This window comes from Oleiphilus sp. HI0061 (assembly GCF_001635675.1).
Map to the genome: position 1 here is coordinate 1 of NZ_LWFE01001608.1, position 968 is coordinate 968.

Here is a 968-nt window from a genome sequence, read left to right on the forward strand (position 1 = left end):
TCTACCAGTTTCGGTCGGAGAAAGGTTTGATGACCACGGTTGGGATAGGCTCGATGGTGTTGGACGGATCGCATCCGAACAATCTCCTAAGAGGTATATTGTGCACTCAATTAAGCATACGATACTCACTAAGCAAGATATCTTGACGGTCCAGTATTGGCTAAACTTAGAGCCATATGACGGACCAAGGTCGGCAGCATGGGGTGATTGTTAGTGGCGCCCACCAAGGATCCGCCCCTCTGAGTAAACGCTAATTTCGAACAGACGTTCGTTATCGACGAACTAATTCTATAAGATGTTGCAGTTCGAACTTCACCTACGAAAATATAAAAGTGATCTTAAACAATTAGATCACCCTTGAGTAAGGTGACAAAGCTAATTATGTTTCATTTTATCTAGCCTAACTTTTTCCCCAGAAGTTCTCAAAAACCAGCTCATTCAAGTCGAATTTTTCTGACCATTTTTCCATCACGAGCATCGGTTTCTCATAGAACCCATCAACATGACCAATACACAGAATCGCAACGGGATGGCTTCCTTGAGGCATTTCAAGAAGCTGTTTAAGGTCCTCCGGTTCAAACAAAGATACCCATCCCATGCCTACACCTTCGGCGCGAGCGGCTAGCCACATATTTTGAATGGCGCAGGATAAGGATGCCAGATCCATTTCTGGCAAGGTCCGTCTTCCAAATATATGTTCATCGCGTTTGTCAGGCAACGCAGCTACAATTACTTCTGAACATTGAAGTATGCCCTCTACCTTCAGTTTGAGAAAATCTTGCTCACGCTCTCCTAGGGCTTGCGCAGTAAATTTTCGCTCTTTATCCACGAGTAAATGAATTGAGTGCTTAATATCGTAATTCTTGATTCGGATAAAACGCCAAGGCTGCATTAATCCAACACTAGGCGCCAAGTGAGCTGCCGCAAGAATTCTACCGAGCGTAGTTTCTTCTAGCGGCTGACCATTA

Annotated in this window: 2 protein-coding genes; one reads left to right on the top strand and one right to left on the bottom strand. The window is 44.4% G+C overall.

The annotated features are described in order from the left end of the window. On the top strand, nt 1–214 hold a 214-nt coding region (locus tag A3735_RS32130), incomplete at its 5' end, for a hypothetical protein (RefSeq protein ID WP_068638842.1). A 186-nt stretch (nt 215–400) separates the two neighbouring features. Here A3735_RS32130 and bluB read toward each other — a convergent pair. Beyond that, nucleotides 401–968 (bottom strand): 5,6-dimethylbenzimidazole synthase (gene bluB, locus A3735_RS24910; RefSeq protein ID WP_068638844.1); only part of this gene is annotated, 568 nt, incomplete at its 5' end.